The following is an 18,124-nucleotide window of genomic DNA, read 5'->3' on the forward strand; positions in this document are numbered from 1 at the left end:
CCCCTTCCAGCTACTGCCTGCCTTGCCCACCATGGCGCATTTCTCGTGCTTTCCCGGCGCTCTCGCGCTGTCCGCCTTCCGTCAGCAACGCCTGCTTTCCACCCTCAAGCGCATCGATCCGGACATCGATGCCGTCAGTGCCCAATACCTGCATTTCGTGGCTGCCGACACGCCGCTGTCGGCCGATGAATCCGCCCGTGTGCAAGCGCTGCTGACCTACGGTTCGCCCGCTCCGGCCGATGTCGAGGGCGACCGCTTCGTGGTCATCCCGCGTTTCGGCACGATCTCGCCGTGGGCCAGCAAGGCGACGGAAATCGCCCGCCACTGCGCGTTGCCGCAAATCCACCGGATCGAGCGCGGCGTGGAATTTACCGTCACGTGCAAGAAGGGCCTCATCCGCAGCCTGACCGGTGCGGCCAAGCATCTGGACGACGCCACCCGCGCCGCCGTGGCCGAGCACCTGCACGACCGCATGACCGAAACGGTCATCGACACGCGCGAAGCCGGCTATGGCCTGTTCGACGTGTTGCCCGCCAAGGCATTGCGCTTTGTCGATATCGCCGGTGGCCGCCAAGCCTTGGAAGCCGCGAACGTCGACATGGGCCTGGCCCTGTCCGATGATGAAATCGACTACCTGGTCGACGCCTACCGCAAGCTCGAGCGCAACCCGACCGACGTCGAGCTGATGATGTTCGCGCAGGCCAACAGCGAGCACTGCCGCCACAAGATCTTCAACGCCGACTGGACCATCGACGGCGAGACGCAGGACAAGTCGCTCTTTGCGATGATCCGCAACACGCACCAGCTCGCGCCGCAGGGCACGATCGTCGCGTATTCGGACAACGCCGCCGTGATGGAGGGCGGCATGGCCGAGCGCTGGTTCGCGCACGCAGGCACGGAAGGCGAGACGGGCGTGCCGCAATATGGCCGCCGCGAAGCCCTCACGCACACGCTGATGAAGGTGGAGACGCACAATCACCCGACGGCCATCTCGCCGTTCCCGGGGGCGTCCACCGGCGCGGGTGGTGAAATCCGCGACGAGGGCGCGACGGGCCGCGGCGCCAAGCCCAAGGCTGGCCTGACCGGCTTTACCGTGTCGAACCTGCTGCTGCCGGAAGCCGTGCAATCGTGGGAAAACGCGCGCGATACTGCCCAGCCCGTGGCGCACCGCAACCCGAATGAAGCTGCACCGGGCCCGGTGGGCAAGCCGGACCGCATCGCCTCGCCGCTGCAGATCATGATCGAAGGCCCGATCGGCGGCGCCGCGTTCAACAACGAATTTGGCCGGCCCAATCTGGGCGGCTATTTCCGCGTCTACGAGCAGAACGTGGGCGGTACCGTGCGCGGCTATCACAAGCCGATCATGATTGCGGGTGGCATCGGCAACATCGATGCTGGCCACACGCACAAGCACGGGCTGCCGGCCGGCACGCTGCTGATTCAGCTTGGCGGCCCCGGCATGCGCATCGGCATGGGCGGCGGCGCGGCCAGCTCGATGGCCACCGGCACCAATACCGCCGACCTGGACTTCGATTCCGTCCAGCGCGGCAACCCCGAAATGCAGCGCCGCGCGCAGGAAGTCATCAACGCGTGCTGGGCGCTGGGCGAAGACAACCCGATCCTGTCGATCCACGACGTGGGCGCGGGCGGCATCTCCAACGCCTTCCCGGAAATCGTCGACGGCGCCGAGAAGGGCGCGCGCTTCGACCTGCGCCAGGTGCATCTGGAAGAGTCTGGCCTGAGCCCGGCAGAAATCTGGTGCAACGAATCGCAAGAGCGCTACACGCTGGCGATTGCCCCCGGCGATTTCCCGCGCTTCCAGGCCATGTGCGAGCGAGAGCGCGCGCCGTTCTCGGTAGTCGGTTTCGCCACGGACGAGCAGCAGTTGCAAGTCGTTGACAGCGACACCGCGGCCGATCTCCCCGAGCACTTCCCGGTCAACATGCCGATGGACGTGTTGCTCGGCAAGCCGCCGCGCATGCACCGTGACGTGCGCCGCGTCGCGCAGGAGCTGCCGGAAGTCGATGTCACCGGTCTGGACCTGGAAGTCGTCGCGCGCGACGTGCTGCGTCATCCGACGGTGGCCAGCAAGTCATTCCTCATCACCATCGGCGACCGCACTGTTGGCGGCCTGAACACGCGCGACCAGATGGTCGGCCCGTGGCAGGTGCCGGTGGCCGACGTGGCCGTCACCACGCTCGACTACAAGGGCTACGCCGGCGAGGCGATGACGATGGGCGAGCGCACGCCGCTGGCCGTCATCAACGCGCCCGCATCGGGCCGCATGGCCATCGGCGAGTCCATCACCAACATCGCCGCCGCCCCGATCGACTCGCTCACGCAACTCAAGCTGTCGGCCAACTGGATGGCAGCCTGCGGCGTGAACGGTGAAGACGCCCGCCTGTACGACACCGTCAAGGCGGTCGGCATGGAGCTGTGCCCGGCCCTGGGCATCAGCATTCCGGTGGGCAAGGATTCGCTGTCGATGCGCACCAAGTGGGAAGACGACGAAGGTGGGAAAACTCGCGCGAAGGAAGTCGTCGCGCCGGTGTCGCTCATCGTTTCGGCGTTTGCGCCGGTGACGGACGTGCGCAAGACGCTCACGCCGCAGCTCAAGCAAGTCGAATCGGCCAACGCGCCGGCCGACACCACGCTGATCCTGATCGACCTCGGCCGCGGCAAGAACCGTATGGGCGCCAGCATCCTGGCACAGGTCACCGAGCAGATCGGCAACAGCGTGCCGGACGTGGACGACGCCGAAGATCTCAAGCGCTTCTTCGCCGCCATCCAGCAACTGAACGCGAGCGGTTCGCTGCTGGCGTATCACGACCGCTCCGACGGCGGCCTGTGGGCGACGGTCTGCGAAATGGCCTTTGCCGGCCACTGCGGCGTCTCGATCAACGTCGACATGCTCACGCTGGACGGCGCGCATGAGTTCGACTATGGCGACGCCAAGAACTGGGCGCAGCAAGTCTCCGGCCGCCGTGCCGACCTCACGCTGCGCGCGCTGTTTGCCGAAGAACTTGGTGCCGTCATCCAGGTCCCGCTGGCTCAGCGCGACGCCGTGCTGGCGGTACTGCGCACACACGGCCTTTCGGCTTGCAGCCATGTCATCGGCGCGCCCAATGCCAACGACCACATCGAAATCTGGCGCGACGCCAAGAAGGTGTTCAGCGCGTCGCGCATCGAACTGCAACGCACCTGGACAGACGTCTCCTGGCGCATCGCCAGCCTGCGCGACAACCCCGAGTGCACGCAGAGCGAATACGACCGCATCCTCGACGCCGAAGACCCGGGCATCTCGCCCAAGCTCACGTTTGATATTGCGGAAGACGTGGCCGCGCCGTTCATTGCCAAGGGCGCGCGCCCGCGCATGGCGATCCTGCGCGAGCAGGGCGTCAACTCGCAGATCGAAATGGCCTACGCGATGGACAAGGCCGGCTTCGACACCTACGACGTCCACATGAGCGACCTGCTGGCCGGCCGCACGAACCTCGCCAGCTTCAAGGGCTTCGTCGCCTGCGGCGGTTTCAGCTACGGCGATGTGCTCGGCGCGGGCGAAGGCTGGGCGAAGACGATCCTCTTCAACAGCATGCTCGCCGAGCAGTTCGCGGCTTTCTTCAACCGCACCGATTCGATCGCGCTCGGCGTGTGCAACGGCTGCCAGATGATGGCGAACCTCGCACCGATCATCCCGGGCGCCGGCGCATGGCCGAAGTTCACGCGCAACCAGTCGGAGCAATACGAAGGCCGCCTGGTGACCGTGCAGGTCGAAGCATCCCCGTCGATTTTCTACGCGGGCATGGAAGGCAGCCGTATCCCCATCGTCGTCGCGCACGGCGAGGGTTATGCCGACTTCTCGCAGCAAGGCGATATCGGCAAGGTCGCCGTTGGCCTGCGCTACGTCGACAACCGCGGCGAAGTCACGCAGACGTACCCGCTGAACCCGAACGGCTCGCCGCAGGGCATTGCTTCGGTGACGACGCATGACGGCCGTTTCACTGCCCTGATGCCGCATCCGGAGCGCGTATTCCGCGCCGTGCAGATGAGCTGGCATCCGAAGGAATGGGAAGCCGCCGGCGACGGCAGCAGCCCGTGGATGCGCATGTTCCGCAACGCGCGGAAGTGGATGGGCTGACCCGTCTGCCGCACCCATAAAAAACGCGCCGGGGCGACTCGGCGCGTTTTTTTTTCTCGTTCGGGGGCACAGAACCCGCACGGTAGGCCTTGTCGATGGCCTGGACAATAGTTACCCAGGCAGGTGCTATATTTCGCGCGCATGCGCCCCGATTCATAAGTCCAAAAAATACTGCATCCACCGGACGGCGCGCCAGAGAACGACAACACAAAAAACGGGTCACTCGCGCCACGGTCCTGCCTCTCAATGATCAGCGCCCGACCCATGGGTCTATGCAACGAGGGGATCAACATGAACCGGGTCTATCGGCTGGTCTGGAGCCGCACCTTGCGTGCTCCGCAAGTAGTGTCCGAACTGACAAAGGCGTCGCGCGGCGGCGTTGACGCCAGCAGTGACACGACGCAAGCACGTCGGCGCGCCTCCATCCTTTCAATCGGTGTTTCACTCGGGCTGGCTGGCGCGGCACTGCCAAGCTGGGCGGCGACGTGCTCGCCGAGCACGATTGCAGACTGCAGCGCCGCAGGCGGCAGCGGCATCCCAAACCGCAGCGGAAACGGTGGCAGCGGCAATGGCGGTGGCGGCGGTTCGTCCGGGCTGGGCAACGGCGGCGCAACGGTGCAGATTCCTGGCGGTGCAACGTCGGGCGGGACCGGCGGCATCGGGGCCCTGAACGAATTTGGGCAAGACGGCCCCGGCGGGGCGCCGGCAGTGGTGCTGGCGGGCGATGCGGTGGTCAATACGAACGTACAGGGCGGGTCGGGCCAAGCGTTCGACGGATTCAATTTCGCTGGCGGTGCCGGTGGCGGCGGCGCCGGCGTGTACTCCACGGGCACCAACCTCACGGTTAACAACGGGATGACCGTGCAGGGCGGCGCCGGCGGAAATGGCGGCGCCGGCACATCGGGGACGCCGTCCAATGGCGGAGGCGGCGGTGGTGGCGGCGCTGCCTTGGTGATGGTGACGCCGGCTGCCGACGTGAACAACCAAGGCACGCTGGTCGGCGGTAATGGCGGTAACGGAGGGGGCGGCGGAAACCCGGGCGGCGGCGGTGGCGGCGGCGATGGGTTGCTCGTCTTGGGCTCCGGCACTCAGGTGACCAACGTTGGGACGATCGTGGGCGGTGTAGGGGGCGCTGCCGGTGGCGGCGGCAGCACGGCCGGTGCCAGTGGCGTGGGCGTCAATCTGGCTGCCGGGTTCAACGTGCTCACCAACGTCGGCACGATTACCGGCGGTGCGGGCAACGGCGGAGCCGCGGGCGTGGGTGTCATTGCCAACGGCGCGGTCATCGTCAATGGCGGCACTATCAGCGGCGGGCTGTTCAGCGACGGCGTGACGCGTGCGGCAGCCATCCAGTTCAACGGGACGAACAACACGCTGCAACTGGTGACGGGTTCCAACATCGTCGGCAACCTCGACGTGGCAGCGGGGGCGGCGGCCAAGATCACCGCCAGCAGTGCAGGCCTCTCGCTGTCGAACAACGTCACGCTGGGCGACGCCACGTCCCGCGTCACGCTTGATTCGACCACAACGAACCTCGTGGTGTCAGGCGTCATATCGGGCGCGGGCAGCGTGGGTGTCACCGGCAGTCGAACGATCACGCTGACGGGCGACAACACCTACACGGGCGCGACTACCATCACCACCGGCACGCTGCAGATCGGCAACGGCGGCACCACGGGCTCGGTGGCGGGCAATATCGTCAACAACGGCACACTGGCCTTCAACCGCAGCGATACGGTCACGTACGCCGGCACCATCAGCGGCGCGGGCAATCTGGTGCAGGCAGGGGCTGGCACGCTGACCATCTCCGGCACGGCGGGCTATGCCGGCAGTACCACCATCAACGCCGGCACGCTCGCGCTGTCGGGCGCCGGCAGCATTGCCGCTTCGAGCGGCGTGGTGAACAACGGCACCTTCGATATCGCTGGGACGACCTCGGGCGCCACCATCAACGCATTGACGGGCACGGGCGCTGTCGCCCTGGGTGGCCAGACCCTTACGCTGGCCAACGCAGCCGGCACGTTCAGCGGCGTCATCGGCGGCGCAGGCGGGCTTACGGTGGCGGGTGGCACGCAAACGCTGTCGAGCACAAACGTCTTTACCGGCGCAACCACCATCAACGCGGGCACGCTCGCGCTGTCGGGTGCAGGCAGCATTGCGACCTCCGGCGGGGTGGTCAACAACGGCACGTTTGATATTTCTGGAACGACGGCCGGCGCCACCATCAACACCCTGACAGGTACGGGTACCGTCGCCCTGGGTAACCAGACGCTGACCCTGGCCCATGCGGCCGGGACGTTCAAAGGGGCGATCGGCGGAACCGGCGGGCTTATCGTTGCGGGCGGCGTGCAAACGTTGTCGGGGGCGAACGGATTGACCGGCGCAACGACCATCAACGCTGGCACGCTTGCGCTGTCGGGCGCCGGCAGCATTGCGGCGTCCAGCGGTGTGGTCAACAACGGCACCTTCGATATCTCGGGGACGACCTCCGGCGCCAGCATCAACGCACTGACCGGCACCGGCACCGTCGCGCTGGGCGGCCGGACGCTCACACTGACCAACGCCGCCGGCACGTTCAGCGGCGTGATTGGTGGGACGGGTGACCTCACGCTGAGCGGTGGTACGCAAACCCTGTCCGGCGTGAACACGTACACCGGGGCAACGACGATTAACGCCGGCACGCTGGCGTTGTCGGGTGCAGGCCGCCTGGCCTCGGCCACGGCGGTCACGCTGGCAGGCGTCAATTCGGCACTCGATCTATCTGCTGGCGGCGACCAAACGGTAGCGCATCTCGCCGGCGTGACAGGCAGCCGCGTTGCCCTGGGCGGCAGCTCGCTCACGCTGGCTGATGACACCTCGCAGACCTTCAGCGGCAGCCTGAGCGGCAACGGTGCCTTGATCAAGCAGGGCACGGGCAAGCTCACGCTCAACGGCGTCAGCAGCGCTTTTTCAGGCACGACTACGGTCGCGGGCGGCACCCTCGCTGTCGGCGATGCGGCGAACGCCAGCGCACTGCTTGGCGGCAGTGTCCTGGTGAGCGCGCTTGGCACGCTGCGCGGCCACGGCACGGTTTCGGGCGACGTGAGCAGCAGCGGGGTGGTCGCGCCGGGCGGCTCCATCGGAACCCTCTCGGTGGGCGGCAACTACACGCAAGGTTCGAGCGGGACGCTCGCCATCGAGATCAGCCCGACGGAGGCTTCGCAACTGCGTGTGGGTGGTGCTGCGGCGCTTGGCGGGTCGCTTGCCATCGTGTTCGATCCGGGCACCTATACCGCTCGTCGCTATACCGTGCTGAGCGCGGCCAACGGCGTGACGGGGCGCTTCGCAAACATCAGTACGGCAACGGCAGGAGCCAGCCTCGGTACGTTGCAGACCTCGGTGGACTATGGAACGAATGCGGTCGATCTGCTGCTCGCAGAAGCAACCGCGCCCGGCACACCCGGCAGCCCGACCGTCGTGGCGCCGACCAAGACCACCATCTACACGGCGCTTGGCACCACGGCGCTGCTGCAGGCGCAGGGCGCCAACGCCGCGCTGCTCGGCCGCGTGTCCGGGCCGCAAGACGCGCTGGGCGGCTCCAACAACGTATGGGCTACGGCCAGCGGTTCCAGCACGAAGGTGGGCGGCACAGGCAACGCGCCGGGGTTCCTCACGCACGCCTACGGGTTCCTCGCCGGAGCGGAGGGCCGCATGGGCGCAGCCACCGTCGGCGCGGCGGGCGGCTACACGCACACCACGCTCGGCGAAGACACCACCGGCGCATCGGGCGCCATCGATACGCTGCGCGTGGCCCTTTACGGTGCGCAGCCGATGGGTGCCGTCAACCTGTCGGCCACCGTCGGCTACGGGCTTGATTTCTTCTCGCAGAAGCGGCCGTTCGGCAGCGTGGGTACGGCCGAAGGCGATCATCTGGCGCATGAATTCACTGCCGCCACGCAAGTCAGCCTGCCGATGGAAGCGGGCGGCATCCGGCTCGCGCCGCACTTGGGGCTGCGTTATGCCTATGTGCGCGGCAGCGGCTTCGGCGAGAACGGTGCCAACGGCCAGAACCTGCAAGTCGGCCCGGACAGCGCGCGCAGTCTCCAGCCGTATGTGGGCGTCACGCTCGACAAGGCCTTCGGCGATGTGCGGCCGGTCAACGTGCAGCTTCGCGTGGGCTATGCGCACGAGCTGATGAACGCCGGCCGCGTCGTCCAGGTGCAGAGCCAGGACGGCACCGTGTTCGCGGCACCGGGCGCCGATCTGCCGCGTTCGTTCCTGACGACGGGGGCGAGCATCACGCTCCAGGCCGCCAAGGCGACCACGGTGTCCTTGGGGGTGGATGCCACCCTCAACACCAGCCATGTGTCTGCGCAGTCGGCATATGTGCGGGTCAATCACCGGTTCTGATGGCTGTGTCGTGCAGCCGCGCGCGAGCGGGGCATCCACGCAGAGCAGGTGCCCGGCCAGTCGGCAGTGCGGGGGATGCGAAGTCCCCCGCGCTACCGACCGGCCGAAACCGGTGCCAGATAGGGCCCCAACAACGCCCCCAGCCAGTTCATGAACACCTGCACCCGCACCGGCAGGTTTCGCCGGTTTGGATACACCAGCGAAACCGGCATCGGCGGCGGCCGGAAGTCGGGCAGCACCTCCACCAGCGTGCCGTCCGCAATCGCCGACGACAGCCCCGCATATACGGGCGCCTGGATCATCCCCAGCCCCGCGCGGCACGCCGCATCGTAGCTCTCGGCTGAGCTGACGGTCACCGCGCCCTTCATCGGCCGGAACGCGGAGCGGCCATCCACCGTGTATTCCCACCCCGGTGATTTCGTCCCCAGCGTCTGCACGTAATGGACGATGCGATGGTGGTCGAGGTCGTCGAGCGTTTGCGGCAGGCCATGGCGTGCGATGTAACTGGGGCTTGCGCAGTTGACCTGATGCAACTGGCCGAGCGGGCGCGCGATGAGGCTGCTGTCGGTCAGGGTGCCGATGCGCAAGACGCAGTCGAAACCTTCACGCACGGGGTCCACGCGGCGGTCGGTGCTGGAGAGTTCAATTTCCAGCTCGGGGTGCGCATCGAGCAGTGCGGGCAGGGCCGGAATGACGATGCGGCGCGCGACGCCCACCGGCATGTCGACGCGCAGACGGCCGCGCAGCGCCTGCGGGCTCTGGCGGAACATGGTCTGCAGTTCGTCCATGTCGGCCAGCAGGTCCTGGCAGCGCTCGTAGAACGTCTGGCCGTCCTGCGTGAGCTGCACCTTGCGGGTGGTCCGGTGCAGCAGGCGCGTGCCGAGCATCGTCTCCAACTGCTGCACCGCCACCGAGGCAGCCGGCTTGGGAATGCTCAGCGCTTCGGCCGCACGCGTGAAGCTGGCAAGTTCAGCCACGCGCACAAAGATCTGCATGGCTTCGAGTCGGTTGGTGGACATGGCGGGGTGGGCTGATTGTTATCTGTGGACAAACACAGCGATAGGATAAGCGAGATTTATTCTTTGCTACTCGCCCAATACCATGCTCTCACGGTGTTCGACACCCATCTCAAATCCAACCGGAGAGCAAACATGACGCAGACCCATACCCCCATCGCCATCGTTACCGGCGGCAGCCGCGGCCTTGGCAAGAACATGGTGCAGAAGCTGGCCCAGCGCGGCACCGACGTGATCTTCACCTACCGCAGCAACCGCGCTGAAGCCGATGCCCTTGTCGCTGAACTGACAGCCCAGGGCCGCCGTGCCGCCGCCTTGCAGCTCGACGCGGGCAAGATCGCCACGTTCCCCGCCTTTGCCGAGGCCGTGCGCGGCGTGCTGGCGCAGTGGAAGGCCGAGCGCTTCGATTACCTCGTCAACAACGCCGGCGTTGGCGTGCATGCCGCCGTGGCCGAAACCACCGAAGCGCAGTTCGACGAACTGATAAACGTGCATTTCAAGGGCGTGTTCTTCCTCACGCAGATTCTGCTGCCGCTCATGGCGGACGGCGGGCGCATCGTGAATATTTCGTCGGGGCTGGCGCGCTTTGCGCTGCCGGGCTACGGCGCGTATGCGGCAATGAAGGGTGCGGTGGAGGTGCTGACGCGCTATCTGGCGAAGGAACTTGGCCCGCGCGGCATTGCCGTGAACGTGGTGGCGCCGGGCGCCATCGAGACGGACTTTGGCGGCGGCGCCGTGCGCGACAACGCGAGCCTCAATGCGATGGTGGCATCCAATACAGCGCTGGGGCGCGCTGGGCTGCCGGACGATATTGGCGGCGTGGTGGCCTCGTTGCTGTCGCCAGATAACCGGTGGGTCAATGCGCAGCGTATTGAGGCGTCGGGCGGGATGTTCCTGTAAGCAGCGCACGTCCCTGCGCATGGGGTTCAGAACGTCAACTGTGGGGTTCTGAAATCCAGGCGTCGAGCTCCGAGCTCCATTTGTCGAGCTCTGAGCTCCGTCCGCCGAGTTCTGAGCGCCATTTGTCGAGCTCTGAGCTCCATCCGCCGAGTTCTGAGGTCCATCCGTCGAGTTCTGAGCTCCATCCGTCGAGTTCTGAGCTCCATCCGTCGAGCTCTGAACTCCATCCGTCGAGCTCTGAACTCCATCCGCCGAGCTCCGAGCTCGGGGCGCCGAGCAAAAAGCTCCGTGGATCGAGTTCTGAGCTCGGGAGGCCGAGAAAAATGCTCCGTGCGTGGAGTTCAGAACTGGAAACGTGAGGGCTTGGGGCTTGGCGCGGCGGCGTACCTCTTGTTTCTCCCCCTGCCGGGGGCGACTCACTTTCTTTGTCTTGCCAAAGAAAGTAAGCAAAGAAAGGCGCGCCCGAGATGGCGACTTCCCCTTGGATTTTTGTCGCGGGGAGGGAAGGGAGGCAAACTCGCTTCGCTCAGACAGGCCTCCCTTCTTGATCCTCCCCGCAACAAAAATCCAAGGCGCCATCAAGGGCAGGAACGTCAAAGGCCAAACCGACGGTGTGCTGGCCTGGCTGGCACTCGTTTTTTGCTGTCGTTGCTCGCTTTGCTTCGCGTTGTGTTGGTGGCTTCTGCTGCACGGGTGATCGACGGTTTGGCCTCTCCCTGCCCTATGCGGCGCCTTGAATTTCTGTTGCAAGGAGGAAAAAGAGGGGAGGCTGTCTGAGCGCAGCGAGTTTGCCTCCCCTCCCTCCTTGCGACAGAAATTCAAGGAGGGGGTCGCCGCATCGGGCGCGCCTTTCTTTGCTTACTTTCTTTGGCAAGACAAAGAAAGTGAGTCGCCCCCGGCAGGGGGTGAAACAGAGATGCACCACCAACAAAAAACGCCCGGGCCAAGGAAGCCCCCTTGAACACGGAAATACTGACACTCCCGGTGCCGGGGCAATTCACCCTCCAACACCCGAACTCGACCCAAAAACCCTCGAGCCCCACCATCCAAGACTGGAAGTCCACCCAAAAACCCTCGAGCTCCACCGTCCAAGAGTGGAAGTCCACCCAAAACCCCTCGAGCTCCACCATCCAAGAGTGAAAGTCCACCCAAAAACCCTCGAGCTCCGCCGTCCGAGACTGGAACTCCACCCAAAAACCCTCAATCTGGACCCTCCAACACTCAAGCGTCACCCAAAACCCCTCAAGCTCCACCCTCCAACCCCCAAGCTCCACCCAAAAACAATCGACCCGACGTCTCTCCGAGGCCCGACCTCCACCCAAAACCCCCGGAGTCCCGCTGTCCAAGGCCCAAGCTCGGCTCTCCGACATCCAAAGTCCGGGGTTTGACCCTCAAGCGCCACGCTTGGCGCCTCGCCTGAAGCCCGTTGCCCCGCATCCGCGCAGCCCCAATCCCCGCCTTTATGCAAAAACCAATGAACATTCCCTGAAACCATTCGTTCCCCGTACAAGACCCGCTCGGTAGTCTTGCTCCTATTCCAAATCCATCAGAGATCAGAAACGGAGCTGCAAGATGATTCGCAAGTTTGTGTTCAATACGCTTGTACGTGCTACGGCGGCTGCCATCGTGGCGGGGGGAACCGTGGGTGCGCATGCGGCAACGACACTGCTGAATGTGTCGTACGACCCGACGCGCGAGCTGTACAAGGAAATCAACACCGAATTCGCCAAGAAGTGGAAGGCCGAAACGGGTGAGGACATCACCCTGCGCGCTTCGCATGGCGGTTCGGGCAAGCAGGCCCGCTCCGTGATCGACGGGCTGGATGCCGATGTGGTGACGCTGGCGCTGGGCTACGACATCGACGCGATCGCCGAGCGCGGCCTGACGGCCAAGGACTGGCAGAAGCGCCTGCCGCACAACGCCTCGCCGTACACGTCGACCATCGTCTTCCTCGTTCGCAAGGGCAACCCGAAAGGCATCAAGGACTGGAACGACCTGGTCAAGCCGGGCATCGCCGTCATCACGCCCAACCCGAAGACCTCCGGCGGCGCACGCTGGAATTACCTGGCCGCCTGGGCCTACGCACTGAAGCAGCCGGGCGGTTCGGACGCCACCGCCAAAGACTTTGTGCAGAAGCTCTACAAGAACGTGCCGGTGCTCGATTCGGGCGCGCGCGGTGCGACCACCACCTTTACCGAGCGCGGTATCGGCGATGTGCTGATCGCGTGGGAAGACGAAGCGCTGCTGGCCTCGCGCGTGGAAGGCAAAGACAAGTTTGACGTGGTAGTGCCGTCGATTTCCATCCTGGCCGAGCCGCCGGTGGCGGTGGTGGACAAGGTGGCCGACAAGAAGGGCACGCGCAAGGCCGCGGAGGCGTATCTCAAGTTCCTGTACACGCCGCAAGGGCAGGAGATCGGTGCGAAGAATTTCTATCGACCGACCGACCCGGCCGTGGCCAAGAAGCACGAGAGCGAATTCCCGAAGGTGAAGCTCGTGACCATCGACGACACGTTCGGCGGCTGGCAGAAGGCGCAGAAGACGCACTTTGCCGACGGCGGGCAGTTTGACCAGCTCTATCAACCGGGCAAGTAAGGCCCCCACGACGTAACGACATCGGGTGATCCGCATCATGCAAATCCTGACGATTTCCGGCAGCCCTTCGGCGCAATCGCGATCTGCGCGCCTGCTGGGCCATGTGCGTGCGCAGCTCCAACGCGCCGGCGAGCAGGCGGACCACCTGGACCTGCGCAGCCTGCCGGCCGATGCGCTGCTCGGTGCGCAGGTGTCCGACCCCGCCATCGCCAATGCGGTGGCGCGGGTGGAAGCGGCGGGCGTGGTGATTCTTGCCACGCCGGTCTACAAGGCGGCCTACAGCGGGCTGCTCAAGACGTTTCTCGATCTGCTGCCGCAGAGCGGGCTGCGCGACAAGGTCGTGCTGCCGATTGCCACCGGCGGCAGCCTCGCCCACACGCTGGCGATCGACTACGCGCTGCGCCCCGTGCTGACGGCGCTGGCGGCGCGCTCGATCCTGCCGGGCATCTTTGCAGTCGACTCGCAGATCGTCGTGGCCGATGACGGCGTGAGCGTCGACCCATCGCTGCAGCAGCGCCTGGATGACGGCGTGGAGCGCGTGCATCAGGCACTGGCGCTGGCACGGCATCCGGCCGTGGCGCAGGTCATCGTTTCAAGCCGCAGCGCGGTGCGTGCCGCAACGCTCGCCCATGCGCAGACCCATACGCAGACCCATACGCAGACCCATACGCAGACCCATACGCAGACCCACACGCAGGCCGACGCCGAGCGAATGCGATGTCTGGCGTGATGCGCTGAACGCGCCGCCACCTTCTTACACCGTTCCCGTTGTTCTCATGCCGCGCAGCGCCTGCGCGCGGATTGTGCCGTCCCTATCTTTCGCATCGATCAAACCATGACAACCCATTCGCCCCTGCGTAGAACCTTGAACATCGCCGTAGCGCTTCTCGCCACGGTTGGCGTATCCGCTGCCTTTGCCAACAGCGACGCGCCGCCGCCTACAGCCGGGAAGCAACTGCGCATCGGCTACCAGAAATACGGCACGCTGACCGTGCTCAAGACGCGCGGCACACTGGACAAGCGCCTCGCCGCCCAGGGCATCGAGGTGAAGTGGACAGAATTCCCGGCCGGACCGCAATTGCTGGAGGGCCTGAACGTCGGCGCCATCGATTTCGGCACCACCGGTGAGGCGCCGACCATCTTCGCGCTGGCGGCTGGTGCCCATCTGGTCTACGTCGGCAACCAGCCGCCTGCGCCGGCCGGTGAGGCGATCATCGTGCCGAAGAACTCGCCGCTCAAGAGCGTGGCCGATCTCAAAGGCAAGCGCGTGGCCTTCAACAAGGGCTCGAACGTCCATTACCTGCTGGTGAAGCTGCTGGAAAAGGCCAACGTGCCCTACAGCGACATCCAGCCCGTCAACCTCACGCCTGCCGATGCCCGTGCCGCCTTCGAGCGCGGCGCCATCGACGCCTGGGTGATCTGGGACCCGTTCTTCGCCGCAGCCGAACAGCAGCTCGGCGCGCGCGTACTGGCCGATGGCACGGGCGTGGTGAACAACTCACAGTATTTCCTGGCATCGAAAGGGTATGCGAGCGCACGGCCCGATGTGCTGAACATCGTGCTCGATGAACTGAAGAAGACCGACACCTGGGCTGCTGCACACGCCACGGACGTGGCGACCATCCTGGGCCCGCAGCTGGGGCTGGAGCCGGCCGTGGTGGCGCGTTCGGTATCGCGCATTGCCTACGGCATCCAGCCTGTCGGCGCCGAGGCGTTGGCTGACCAGCAGCGCATTGCCGACACGTTCCACGCACTGAAGCTGATTCCGCGTCCGGTGAAGGTGGCCGACGCTGCGTGGCAACCGACGACGCAACAAGCTGCGCGCTGATTGCCATGACGATCGATATCCAAGCCGCACGGCCCGCGACGCCCGCGCAACCGGCAATCGCCTAACGCTGAATACGATTCGAGGAGCTTTCATGCAAGTTTTCTGGTTCATCCCGACGCACGGCGACAGCCGTTACCTCGGCACTGCCGAGGGCGCACGCCAGGTCGATCACACCTATCTGCAGCAGGTGGCCGTGGCCGCCGATACGCTCGGCTACGAGGGCGTGCTGATTCCCACCGGCCGCTCGTGCGAAGACCCGTGGATCGTGGCTGCGAGCCTGATTCCCGTCACCAAGCGCCTGCGTTTCCTGGTGGCGGTGCGTCCCGGGCTGATGGCGCCCACGCTTGCCGCCCGCATGGCCGCCACGTACGACCGTCTGTCGAATGGCCGCTTGCTGGTGAACCTCGTCACCGGTGGTGATCCGTCGGAGCTGGCCGGCGATGGCCTGTTCCTGGACCACGCGCAACGCTACGAAGCCTCGGAAGAATTCATCCGCATCTGGCGCGAAACGCTGGCGGCCAGCCACGAAGGCGCTGCGCTGGATTACACCGGCAAGCACCTCAGCGTGAAGGGTGCGAAGGTGCTGTATCCGACGGTGCAGCGGCCGCATCCGCCGGTGTATTTCGGTGGGTCGTCGGAGGCGGCGCACGAACTCGCAGCGGAGCAGGTCGACACGTATCTCACCTGGGGCGAACCGCCTGCGGCTGTGGCCGAGAAGCTGGCCGACGTGCGGGCGCGCGCTGCCAGGCATGGCCGCACCGTGCGCTTCGGTATCCGCCTGCACGTGATCGTGCGCGAGACGGATGAAGAAGCCTGGGCTGCCGCCGACAAGCTCATCAGCAAGCTTGACGACGACACCGTGGCGCGCGCGCAAGAGGCGTTCCGCAAGATGGATTCCGCCGGCCAGCAACGCATGGCCGCGCTGCATGCCAACGGCGTCAAGCGCACGCGCGCCGATCTGGAAATCAGCCCGAACCTGTGGGCCGGCGTGGGTCTGGTGCGCGGCGGTGCCGGCACGGCGCTGGTGGGCGATCCGCAAACCGTGGCCGCGCGCATGCAGGAATACGCCGAGCTGGGCATCGATACGTTCGTGCTGTCCGGCTATCCGCATCTGGAAGAGGCCTACCGTTTTGCCGAACTGGTGTTCCCGCTGTTGCCGCGCTCGGTGCGCGACAAGCTGCCGGGCAACGTGCTGAACGGCCCGTTTGGCGAAGTGATTGCCACCGGCATCGTGCCGCGCGTGGCGGCAAGCTGAGCCCGGGGGACACAGTAATGGCATCCGAATCGAAACCGAAGGCGAAGACCTTCCTGCGTACCGTCCAGCAACGCCTGGCCCCGTGGATCGTGCCGCTGGTGCTGCTGGTGCTGTGGCAGGCCTCGGCCCAATGGGGCTGGCTGTCGAACCGCATCCTGCCGGCACCGCTGGACGTGGCAAAGGCCGCTATTGCGCTGGCACGCTCCGGCGAGCTGTGGACGCATGTGGCCGTGAGCACGTGGCGCGCGCTGCTGGGCTTTGCGATCGGTGGTTCGCTGGGGCTGGCGCTGGGCTTGCTGACTGGCACCTTCCGCACCGCCGAGACACTGCTCGACACCACGCTGCAGATGGTCCGCAACATCCCGGTGCTGGCGCTGATTCCGCTGGTGATCCTGTGGTTCGGCATCGACGAGTCGGCCAAGCTGTTTCTTGTCTCGCTGGGCGTGTTCTTCCCGATCTACCTGAACACGTATCACGGCATCCGCTCGGTCGATCCGGCGCTGGTGGAGATGGCCCGCAGCTACGGCCTGTCGCGTGCGCAGTTGTATCGCGAGGTGATCCTGCCGGGGGCGCTGCCGCAGATCCTGGTGGGCGTGCGCTTCTCGCTCGGCCTGATGTGGGTGACGCTGATCGTGGCGGAGACGGTCTCGGCGCAGGCCGGCATCGGCTACATGACGATGAATGCGCGCGAGTTCCTGCAGACGGATGTGGTGCTGCTTGGCGTTCTGCTCTACGCGCTGCTGGGCAAGCTGGCGGATTGGCTATCGCGTGGGCTGGAGCGTTACTGGCTGCGCTGGCACCCCGGTTATCAAGCCGCGGCCTGAGGCTGAATTGGAGAGACGCATGCAAAGCAACGCTACCGAACACGCCGCGCTGGCCGGCACCGCCCTGCACATCGAGCACGTCGTCAAACGCTATGGCGACCGTGAAGTGCTGCACGGTATCGATCTGGACATCACCCCGGGCGAGTTTGTCGTCATCGTCGGGCGCAGCGGCTGCGGCAAGAGCACGCTGCTGCGGTTGATTGCCGGGCTGGAAGGCATTGACGATGGCCACCTGCGCCGCGACGGCGACGCCGAAGACGGCCTGCACGACGATGCTCGTGTGATGTTCCAGGATGCCCGCCTGCTGCCGTGGAAGAAGGTGCTCGACAACGTCGCGCTCGGCCTGCCGAAAACACGACGCGCGCAGGCCGCTGAAGTGCTCGCGCAAGTCGGTCTGGCCGAGCGGGCAGGGGAATGGCCCGCGCGCCTGTCGGGCGGGCAGCGCCAGCGTGTGGCATTGGCGCGCGCATTGGTGCATCGCCCCCGCCTGCTGCTGCTGGACGAGCCGCTGGGCGCGCTCGACGCGCTCACCCGCATCGACATGCAGAACCTCATCGAAGGCCTGTGGCAACGCCTTGGCTTTACCGCCGTGCTGGTCACGCACGATGTGGCCGAGGCGGTGGCGCTGGCCGACCGCGTGGTGCTGATCGAAGACGGCCGCATTGCGCTGGATGAGCGCATTGATCTGCCGCGTCCGCGCCATCGTGGTTCGCCCGCGTTTGCCCGGCTGGAAGAGGCGATCCTCAATCGCGTGATGCAGCGCAAGACCGATCCGAACGAAGTGACCGATGTGCGCTCGCACACGGCGTGGGCATCACCCTTTGACGTGTCGGCCACCGCCGTGCGCTGGGCCGTGTAAGGCGCGGCAAACCTTTCTCCTGAAAACATTCATTGGCACGTAGTGCCGTTGTCATCTAAGAAGGAACATCATGAGCATCCAAGCGATTAACGTACGCAACCAGTTTCGCGGGCAGATCAAGGAGATCATCCGGGGCGACGTGCTCTCGGAGATCGACGTGGAGACCCCGGCCGGCATCGTCACCTCGGTCATCACCACGCGCTCGGTCGACAGCCTCGGCCTCACGGTCGGTAGCGAAGTGGTTGCGCTGGTGAAGGCGACTGAAGTCTCGATCGCCAAACTGTAAGGACGGGGAGGAGACGGCGACCCAACAAGGAGCCTCA

General features: G+C 65.7%; 11 protein-coding genes. 10 read left to right on the top strand and 1 reads right to left on the bottom strand.

Features of this window, described 5'->3' with window-relative positions; all coding sequences use genetic code 11:
- Nucleotides 1–31 precede the first annotated feature (31 nt).
- Together purL and R2N03_RS05455 are read left to right on the top strand one after the other, a co-directional pair.
- A complete protein-coding gene (purL, locus tag R2N03_RS05450; protein WP_316655962.1) occupies nt 32–4,138 on the top strand; it encodes a phosphoribosylformylglycinamidine synthase in 4,107 nt (1,368 codons plus the stop codon).
- 291 nt (nt 4,139–4,429) lie between these two features.
- Nucleotides 4,430–8,527 (top strand): autotransporter domain-containing protein, encoded by a 4,098-nt coding sequence (locus R2N03_RS05455; RefSeq protein ID WP_316655964.1) that lies wholly within the window; start codon nt 4,430–4,432, stop codon nt 8,525–8,527.
- A gap of 92 nt (nt 8,528–8,619) precedes the next feature.
- On the opposite strand, the gene R2N03_RS05460 is transcribed toward R2N03_RS05455, so the two are convergent.
- The gene (locus R2N03_RS05460) at nt 8,620–9,546 is read right to left on the bottom strand and encodes a LysR family transcriptional regulator (RefSeq protein ID WP_316655965.1); all 927 of its coding nucleotides are present in this window, start codon (nt 9,544–9,546) and stop codon (nt 8,620–8,622) included.
- Nucleotides 9,547–9,678: 132 nt separating this feature from the next.
- On the opposite strand from R2N03_RS05460, the gene R2N03_RS05465 reads away from it, so the two are divergent.
- From R2N03_RS05465 to R2N03_RS05500, 8 genes are all read left to right on the top strand, one after another.
- Nucleotides 9,679–10,443, top strand: a complete 765-nt coding sequence (locus R2N03_RS05465; RefSeq protein ID WP_316655967.1) for an SDR family NAD(P)-dependent oxidoreductase — start codon at nt 9,679–9,681, stop codon at nt 10,441–10,443.
- Nucleotides 10,444–12,015: 1,572 nt separating this feature from the next.
- The gene (locus R2N03_RS05470) at nt 12,016–13,035 is read left to right on the top strand and encodes a sulfate ABC transporter substrate-binding protein (RefSeq protein ID WP_260802585.1); all 1,020 of its coding nucleotides are present in this window, start codon (nt 12,016–12,018) and stop codon (nt 13,033–13,035) included.
- A 37-nt stretch (nt 13,036–13,072) separates the two neighbouring features.
- On the top strand, nt 13,073–13,765 hold the full coding sequence (gene ssuE / locus R2N03_RS05475) for an NADPH-dependent FMN reductase (RefSeq protein WP_316655971.1): 693 nt from the start codon (nt 13,073–13,075) through the stop codon (nt 13,763–13,765).
- A gap of 105 nt (nt 13,766–13,870) precedes the next feature.
- Nucleotides 13,871–14,863: a sulfonate ABC transporter substrate-binding protein gene (locus R2N03_RS05480; protein WP_316655973.1), complete on the top strand. Its 993-nt coding sequence runs from the start codon at nt 13,871–13,873 to the stop codon at nt 14,861–14,863.
- Nucleotides 14,864–14,954: 91 nt separating this feature from the next.
- Complete coding sequence (gene ssuD / locus R2N03_RS05485; protein ID WP_316655975.1) at nt 14,955–16,118, top strand: FMNH2-dependent alkanesulfonate monooxygenase; 1,164 nt, start codon at nt 14,955–14,957, stop codon at nt 16,116–16,118.
- 17 nt (nt 16,119–16,135) lie between these two features.
- Complete coding sequence (ssuC, locus tag R2N03_RS05490; RefSeq protein WP_316655977.1) at nt 16,136–16,942, top strand: aliphatic sulfonate ABC transporter permease SsuC; 807 nt, start codon at nt 16,136–16,138, stop codon at nt 16,940–16,942.
- 19 nt (nt 16,943–16,961) lie between these two features.
- Complete coding sequence (locus R2N03_RS05495) at nt 16,962–17,801, top strand: ATP-binding cassette domain-containing protein (RefSeq protein WP_316655979.1); 840 nt, start codon at nt 16,962–16,964, stop codon at nt 17,799–17,801.
- A gap of 70 nt (nt 17,802–17,871) precedes the next feature.
- Nucleotides 17,872–18,087: a TOBE domain-containing protein gene (locus R2N03_RS05500; protein ID WP_316655981.1), complete on the top strand. Its 216-nt coding sequence runs from the start codon at nt 17,872–17,874 to the stop codon at nt 18,085–18,087.
- Nucleotides 18,088–18,124 lie beyond the last annotated feature (37 nt).

The organism is Ralstonia condita (assembly GCF_958405655.1).
Taxonomy (GTDB): domain Bacteria; phylum Pseudomonadota; class Gammaproteobacteria; order Burkholderiales; family Burkholderiaceae; genus Ralstonia; species Ralstonia condita.

What these genes read in the sequence shown, in the direction of transcription:
- purL (WP_316655962.1), top strand. Translation starts at nt 32, where the DNA reads ATGGCGCATTTCTCGTGCTTTCCCGGCGCTCTCGCGCTGTCCGCCTTC.
- R2N03_RS05455 (WP_316655964.1), top strand. Translation starts at nt 4,430, where the DNA reads ATGAACCGGGTCTATCGGCTGGTCTGGAGCCGCACCTTGCGTGCTCCG.
- R2N03_RS05460 (WP_316655965.1), bottom strand. Translation starts at nt 9,546, where the DNA reads ATGTCCACCAACCGACTCGAAGCCATGCAGATCTTTGTGCGCGTGGCT.
- R2N03_RS05465 (WP_316655967.1), top strand. Translation starts at nt 9,679, where the DNA reads ATGACGCAGACCCATACCCCCATCGCCATCGTTACCGGCGGCAGCCGC.
- R2N03_RS05470 (WP_260802585.1), top strand. Translation starts at nt 12,016, where the DNA reads ATGATTCGCAAGTTTGTGTTCAATACGCTTGTACGTGCTACGGCGGCT.
- ssuE (WP_316655971.1), top strand. Translation starts at nt 13,073, where the DNA reads ATGCAAATCCTGACGATTTCCGGCAGCCCTTCGGCGCAATCGCGATCT.
- R2N03_RS05480 (WP_316655973.1), top strand. Translation starts at nt 13,871, where the DNA reads ATGACAACCCATTCGCCCCTGCGTAGAACCTTGAACATCGCCGTAGCG.
- ssuD (WP_316655975.1), top strand. Translation starts at nt 14,955, where the DNA reads ATGCAAGTTTTCTGGTTCATCCCGACGCACGGCGACAGCCGTTACCTC.
- ssuC (WP_316655977.1), top strand. Translation starts at nt 16,136, where the DNA reads ATGGCATCCGAATCGAAACCGAAGGCGAAGACCTTCCTGCGTACCGTC.
- R2N03_RS05495 (WP_316655979.1), top strand. Translation starts at nt 16,962, where the DNA reads ATGCAAAGCAACGCTACCGAACACGCCGCGCTGGCCGGCACCGCCCTG.
- R2N03_RS05500 (WP_316655981.1), top strand. Translation starts at nt 17,872, where the DNA reads ATGAGCATCCAAGCGATTAACGTACGCAACCAGTTTCGCGGGCAGATC.